This window comes from Herbaspirillum sp. LeCh32-8 (assembly GCF_017814915.1).
Taxonomy (GTDB): domain Bacteria; phylum Pseudomonadota; class Gammaproteobacteria; order Burkholderiales; family Burkholderiaceae_D; genus Herbaspirillum.
Genome location: NZ_JAGIPZ010000025.1, coordinates 1 through 6,633, shown reverse-complemented (window position 1 = coordinate 6,633; position 6,633 = coordinate 1). Strand labels below are relative to the sequence as shown.

Genomic DNA, 6,633 nt, shown 5'->3' with positions numbered 1-6,633 from the left:
TTAAACTTCGTATCGTACTTCGCCATGAAAAACACCCCAAAAGTTGGATCGGTGTCCAACTTTCGGGGTGCAGTTCACTCAGGAGGCTTTTTGTTTTTCAACGCCCGCAAGCCCGGGATCTCTGAACGTCATTCGCGCGTGTTGTGGATGATCTCGATGACCATTTTCTGGATCGACGGCTCCAGCGCCAGCGCGACGTGGCCGATGCCGATGACCGGGATGTTCCACGCGCCGTCCAGGTGCGCCGAACTTTGCGGGGAAATGATGTTGTCGTGATGGGAGTAGATCGAGACGATGTTGGCCAGCGCATCGGCTTCCTCGGTGGCGGCCAGCTTTTGCAGCCATTCGCTGCTGCGGCCTTCCTCGTAACGGCCCAGCCAGTTCATCTCGCCGCAATTGATGCCGATGCCGAAGTTGGCGATCGCCGTGCCGTGGTGCGGCGAACCCAGCGTGATGACCTTGGCTACGTGCGTGTCGCCGTGGTCGCGCAGGTAGGCGCGCGCGGCCAGGCCGCCCATGCTGTGGGCCACGATGACGATCTTCTTTTGTCCGGTCTCGGCCAGCACGCGCTTGACCGCGGCGTCCACCAGCGGCGCGTAGCCGTCGATGCTGCCGAACACCGGCTCCATGTCCAGCGCGTAATGCGTGATGTGCGCCTCGCGCAGTTCCAGGCTCATCCAGCGCCAGTAGCCGCTGTTGCAACCGTAGCCGTGGATCAGTAGCACCGGTAGCGAAGTGGTGTCGGGATAGGTGAACTGGTCGAACCGCAAGAAGGGCATGGCCCAGGACGAGCACAGCATGGTGGCGCGGAATTCGCGCAGGAACAGCTTGCCGATCAGGGCCCAGCTGATTTCCACCGGGTTGGAGGTGCGTCCGCGGTAGGGCCAGGTGAGCATGAAGCTGTTGGCCGTGATCTGCGCGCGCAGCATCAGCACGATGCAGATCCCGCCCAGGGCGGCCGCCAGCATGGGCCAGTCAAAGTGGCGCAACAGGAAGTAGAAGAGGACCGCGATGCCGAGCTGGATGAGGAGCAGGGTTCTGGAAATGCGGGAAATCATGCGTGGCCGGGTCCGATGCGGTCAGTGGGCGGGCATGCCGAGACATGCGATTGCCCGGGAGCATAGCAGAGCCCTGTGACGAACTCATGAAGGCGTCCGGCAGGTCGCCTCATGCTTGTTGCTTGAGCCGGGTTCAGCCGTTCTTTTTCGGCTTGGCCGGCAAGATGGCGTTGACCAGTCGTGTGCCGGCGATACGGTCGTGCAGGAACTGGCGTTGCGGGTCGAGCCGCGCGGCCATGGCCCACAAGGCAATGTTGGCAGCCGGGATCAGGAACAGCATCCAGGCGTGCTCGCGCACCGTCGAGGCCAGCGCCAGGCCGGGCAGCACCCACAGCCAGGCCAGCAGGTAACGGATCGCCGCGCGCCACAGGCCGACCGGCTGGCCGGTAGTGTCCACCAGCTTGAAGCGCCAGGTTTTCATCGCCAGCGTCTGGCCGCCGTGGGTCCAGAACCAGATGAAATAGACCGCCAGCACCAGGAACAGCCAGGCCTCCATTGCATGGCGCAGATAAAGCGCGTGGCGTTGCTGGAGCAGGGTGGAGAACAGCCAGCCCGACATGAACAGCACGCCGAACAGCAGCATTGATTCGTAAAGCATGCTGCTGAGGCGGCGGCGCAGCGAAGGCGTGGTCATGTCCGGCATGGGTCTCGGTGATGGATGGTATTGGTGATGCCGGGCATGGCGACCGACGGTGGATCCGGTTCGGCCGCTTGCGGGCCTGCAGATGGTAAAGCAATCGGCCGGGCTTGCCTATGGCGCGACTTGAGCGAGCGCAAACGCAGGCAACAGCACGGTGCCAAAGGGGCGGAAGATGCGCAGGTGTTGCAGGGAGGTTGGAGCAGGGGCTCTTCACGGCGCGTGGCGCCGTGCAGAGAGGAGCGGGGTACGCGGTGTTACTTGCTGTCGGCGACCGTGGTCGGGATCGGAGTGACGGGGGCGGCGGCCAATGCCGGCGTTGGCGAGGCCAGCTGCTGCGGGGCCGCTTGCGAGCCCGGCGCGACAGCGGGGGCAGTCACGGGAGCAGGCGCAGGGGTAGGTGCAACCTGCAGCGGGCGGTCCAGCGCCTCAGCCGGCAGCTGGATCGTGGGTGCGGCATTGGCCGGCGCCGACGGCAGCTTGGCAACGCGCTTGGGCAGCTTGGCCTGGGCCAGCTTCTTTTTCTGCTCGGCGGACAGTTGCTGGTACTTGCTCCACTGCTCGTTCTTTTCTTCCGTGTCGAGCTTCTTGGCGCGGGCGTAGTTGGTGCGGGCGGCGTTGCGCTGGGCCGGGGTCAGCTTGACCCAATCGCGCATGCGATCGTGCAGGCGTTGCTGCTCTTCCGGCTTCATGTGCGCGAACTTCTTGCTGATGACCAGCCACTTTTCCTTCTGCAGCTCGCTCATCTTGGCCCATTCGCCCGACAGCGGCTCCAGCGCCTGCTGTTGCGGCGCCGACAGGTTGGGCCAGGCCAGCTTGTTGTCAGGCTTTTTTGCGGTTGCCTTGGCGGCGACGCCGGCCTTGGCCGGGACGCTTGCCTGCGGGGCAGGCACGATTGCGGGAGCGGCGGCCGGCGCCGACCCAGGCGCCGGCGTGTTCTGCGCCAGCGACCAGACGCAGGTCAAACCACCAGCCAACGCCGCCACGGCCAGCGCAATGCGCGCGAGACGGGTAGTCGCCTTGATCGGGAAGCCGGTGGTATTGCGCATCGTGTTATTCGCCCTTTTCAGTCAGGAAAGCGTTGAAACCGTGGTCCAGATATGCCGACAGCGGCAGTTCGTCCGACAGCACGGCCGCGTCGATCTCGGCCAGGTCGGCCACGCGTTTTGCGTTCTCGTGCTGGTAGATGCCAGCAAACAGAATGATGCCGGCCAGCAAGGGTACGGCAACGCCGAGACGGCCGAGCCAGGACGGGCCGCTACCAGCCGACAGCGTGCCGCCGCCATTGATGGAGCCGGCAAAGACCGGCTGCTCGACGCGCACCGTCATCGGCACTTTCTTCTTGCGGGCGAGCGCCACCCGACGGGCAGCCGCCAGGTGTTGCAAGGTGTCGTCGGACAGATTATCCAGATTGGCGTCGAGCGCCAGCTTCACCTTGTAGGCGAATTGCAGTTCCTTGTTGTTCATAGTGTGATTCCTTTGGCTCTGAGAGCTTGAGCCAGCGCGTGTGTTGCGCGGGAGCAATGGGTTTTGACGCTACCTTCGGAGCAACCCATGGCGGCGGCTGTTTCCGCCACGTCCATGTCCTGCCAGTAACGCATCAGGAACGCTTCCCGTTGACGCGTCGGCAGCTTTTGTATTTCAGCGTCGATCAGCATCAATGTTTGCTCCCGCTCGACCTTGTCCGCGCTGGACTCGGCGGCCTCCGAGCCGTCCTCGGATTCGAGGCTTTCGAGCACATCGAAATCCTCCTGGCCCTCGCCGTCGCCCGAGCCGAAGCTGGAGAACAGGCTGACCCAGGTGTTACGCACCTTTTCGCGACGAAAGAAATCGTGGATGGTGTTTTGCAGGATGCGCTGGAACAGCATGGGCAGTTCGTCAGCAGGCTTGTCGCCGTATTTCTCGGCGAGCTTGATCATTGCATCCTGAACAATGTCCAGTGCGGCCTCATCCTTGCGTACGGCATACACCGCCTGTTTGAAGGCGCGGCGTTCGACACTTTCAAGAAAATCGGAGAGTTCTTTGTCAGTTGCCATGCAATACGCAATACGGTTGCCGAGGAGTTGCCAAAGGATCGCGCCTGATGGCGGCGGCGAACCGGCAGAAATGCGTGAAAACGCAAAATTTTGTCAAAAAGCAGACCGAATCCTAGCAAAAATGGCCCTGCTTGTCGTGGGTTTATCCCGAAACGCACAGCGAACGCGAGTCGTCGCGGGTTTTTCAAAGGAATTCGCTTGACCAAAATGATGCAACGCATTACTGTCCTAACTCCCGCCTCCCACACTTGGGGCGTTCAATGTTCCTCGCCGGTGCTTCACATAAGGTCGTGCCGGTTTCGAGGAAGCGCTTTAAGATTTAAAGCTTGTTTGTTCTAACCCGTGCCACAAGCGCGAGGAATCAGTAGCAGTCCATCTTGTACCAAGGCTGAACGAGTCGCGTTGAGCGGCATTTCGAACCTCACTACGGTTGGGGCGCAGAGATGACGTGACCGCACAAAAAAGGGATGCCGCCGGCAAGAGGATCATGACGATTCCGTCAGGAGAGAACATCCGATCAATTTCCAATGGACCTTGAAAGGAAGCAGTAATGAGTGCTGAGCACATCACCGGTGCGGACATCCTCGTCCGTTGCCTGGCTGAAGAAGGTGTCGAACACGTCTTCGGCTATCCTGGTGGCGCCGTCCTGTATATCTACGACGCGATCTTCAAACAAGACAAATTCCAGCACATCCTGGTTCGCCACGAACAGGCTGCGGTGCACGCTGCTGACGCGTATTCGCGCAGCTCGGAAAAGGTCGGCGTGTGCATCGTCACCTCGGGCCCCGGCGTGACCAATGCGGTGACCGGCCTGGCCACGGCCTATATGGATTCCATCCCGATGGTGGTGATCTCCGGCCAGGTGCCGTCGACCGCCATCGGTCAGGACGCCTTCCAGGAGTGCGACACCGTCGGCATCACGCGTCCCTGCGTCAAGCACAACTTCCTCGTGAAGGACGTGAAGGACCTGGCCGAGACGATCAAGAAGGCGTTCTACATCGCCACGACCGGTCGTCCGGGCCCCGTGCTGGTCGACATCCCCAAAGACATCACGATGCATACCTGCGCCTTCGAATACCCGAAGGCGGTGGAAATGCGTTCGTACAAGCCGGTCGACAAGGGCCATTCGGGCCAGATCCGCAAGGCGCTGCAGCTGCTGCTGGCGGCCGAGCGCCCGATGATCTATACCGGCGGCGGTATCATCCTCGCCAATGCCGCGCCCGAGCTCAACAAGCTGGTCGATCGCCTGGGCTACCCCTGTACCAATACGCTGATGGGCCTGGGCGGCTACCGCTCCACCAGCGACAAGTTTGTCGGCATGCCCGGCATGCACGGTACGTACGAAGCCAACATGGCCATGCAGCACTGCGACGTGCTGATTGCCATCGGCGCGCGCTTCGACGATCGCGTGATCGGCAATCCGAAACACTTCGCGTCGACCGCCCGCAAGATCATTCATATCGACATCGATCCGTCGTCGATTTCCAAGCGCGTCAAGGTCGACATTCCCATCGTGGGCAACGTCAAGGACGTACTGCAAGAGCTGCTGTCCCAGCTGGATACGGCCGAGACCAAGCAGAACGGCGCGGCGCTGGACAACTGGTGGAAGCAGATCAACGAGTGGCGCAAGCGCAACTGCCTGAAGTTCGCCACCTCGGACGAATTCATCAAGCCGCAGGCGGTGGTCCAGAAGGTCTGGGAAGTGACCAAGGGCGACGCCTTCATCACCTCCGACGTCGGTCAGCACCAGATGTGGGCTGCGCAGTACTACGGTTTCGACAAGCCGCGTCGCTGGATCAATTCCGGCGGCCTGGGCACCATGGGCGTGGGCCTGCCGTACGCGATGGGCGTGCAGAAAGCCAATCCCGACGCCACCGTGGCCTGCATCACCGGTGAAGCCTCGATCCAGATGTGCATCCAGGAGCTGGCGACCTGCAAGCAATACCATCTGACGCCGAAGATCATTCTGCTCAACAACCGCTTCCTGGGCATGGTGCGCCAGTGGCAGCAGATCGATTACGGTTCCCGTTATTCCGAGTCCTACATGGATTCGCTGCCCGACTTCAACAAGCTGGTCGAGTCCTACGGCCACGTCGGCATGAAGATCGAGAAACCGGGCGACGTCGATGGCGCACTCAAAGAAGCCTTCGCAATGAAAGACAGGCTGGTCTTCATGAACTTCATCACGGATCAAACCGAAAACGTCTGGCCGATGGTCAAGGCTGGCAAGGGTTTGACTGAAATGCTGCTGGGTTCGGAGGATCTTTAATCATGCGCCATATCATCTCTGTGCTGCTGGAAAACGAAGCCGGCGCATTGTCCCGTGTCGTGGGTCTGTTCTCCGCACGCGGCTATAACATCGAAACGCTCACCGTTGCACCCACCGAAGACCCGACCCTGTCGCGCATGACCATCGTGACCTCCGGCTCGGACGATGTGATCGAACAGATCACCAAACACCTGAACCGCCTGATCGAGGTGGTGAAGGTCGTCGATTTGACGGAAGGCGCGCACATCGAGCGCGAACTGATGCTGATCAAGGTGCGCGCAGTGGGCAAGGAGCGTGAAGAAATGAAGCGTACTGCGGATATCTTCCGCGGCCGCATCATCGACGTCACCGAGAAGACTTACACGATCGAACTCACCGGCAACAAGAGCAAGCTGGATGCGTTCATCGACGCCATGGACCGCACCGCCATCCTGGAAACGGTGCGTACCGGCGGCTCCGGCATCGGCCGCGGCGAACGGATCCTGAAGATCTGAGCGGCCGTAGCAAACACAAGTCACACACATTCAAATCAAGTTATTCGGAACATAGGAAAAATCATGAAAGTTTTTTACGACAAAGACGCAGACCTGTCCCTGATCAAGAACAAGAACGTGACCATCATCGGTTACGGCT

General features: G+C 60.9%; 7 protein-coding genes. 2 read left to right on the top strand and 5 right to left on the bottom strand.

The annotated features are described in order from the left end of the window. Positions 1-128: 128 nt before the first annotated feature. The 5 genes from J8I26_RS22415 to J8I26_RS22395 all read right to left on the bottom strand — a co-directional run bounded on the left by J8I26_RS22415 (position 129) and on the right by J8I26_RS22395 (position 3,731). Positions 129-1,058, bottom strand: coding sequence for an alpha/beta fold hydrolase (locus tag J8I26_RS22415; protein ID WP_209609422.1), 930 nt, complete (start codon positions 1,056-1,058; stop codon positions 129-131). A gap of 133 nt (positions 1,059-1,191) precedes the next feature. Beyond that, the gene (locus J8I26_RS22410; RefSeq protein ID WP_209609420.1) at positions 1,192-1,701 is read right to left on the bottom strand and encodes an RDD family protein; all 510 of its coding nucleotides are present in this window, start codon (positions 1,699-1,701) and stop codon (positions 1,192-1,194) included. A gap of 251 nt (positions 1,702-1,952) precedes the next feature. Next, complete coding sequence (locus J8I26_RS22405) at positions 1,953-2,744, bottom strand: DUF3106 domain-containing protein (RefSeq protein WP_209609417.1); 792 nt, start codon at positions 2,742-2,744, stop codon at positions 1,953-1,955. A 4-nt stretch (positions 2,745-2,748) separates the two neighbouring features. Continuing rightward, positions 2,749-3,162, bottom strand: coding sequence for a DUF3619 family protein (locus J8I26_RS22400; protein ID WP_209609415.1), 414 nt, complete (start codon positions 3,160-3,162; stop codon positions 2,749-2,751). Beyond that, positions 3,159-3,731, bottom strand: a complete 573-nt coding sequence (locus J8I26_RS22395; RefSeq protein WP_209609413.1) for an RNA polymerase sigma factor — start codon at positions 3,729-3,731, stop codon at positions 3,159-3,161. Before J8I26_RS22395 ends, J8I26_RS22400 begins: the two co-directional genes overlap by 4 nt. A gap of 550 nt (positions 3,732-4,281) precedes the next feature. Here J8I26_RS22395 and J8I26_RS22390 point away from each other — a divergent pair. After that, positions 4,282-6,000, top strand: coding sequence for an acetolactate synthase 3 catalytic subunit (locus J8I26_RS22390; protein WP_209609411.1), 1,719 nt, complete (start codon positions 4,282-4,284; stop codon positions 5,998-6,000). Between the two features lie 2 nt (positions 6,001-6,002). Continuing rightward, the gene (gene ilvN / locus J8I26_RS22385) at positions 6,003-6,494 is read left to right on the top strand and encodes an acetolactate synthase small subunit (protein ID WP_079214366.1); all 492 of its coding nucleotides are present in this window, start codon (positions 6,003-6,005) and stop codon (positions 6,492-6,494) included. The last annotated feature ends 139 nt before the right edge of the window (positions 6,495-6,633 follow it).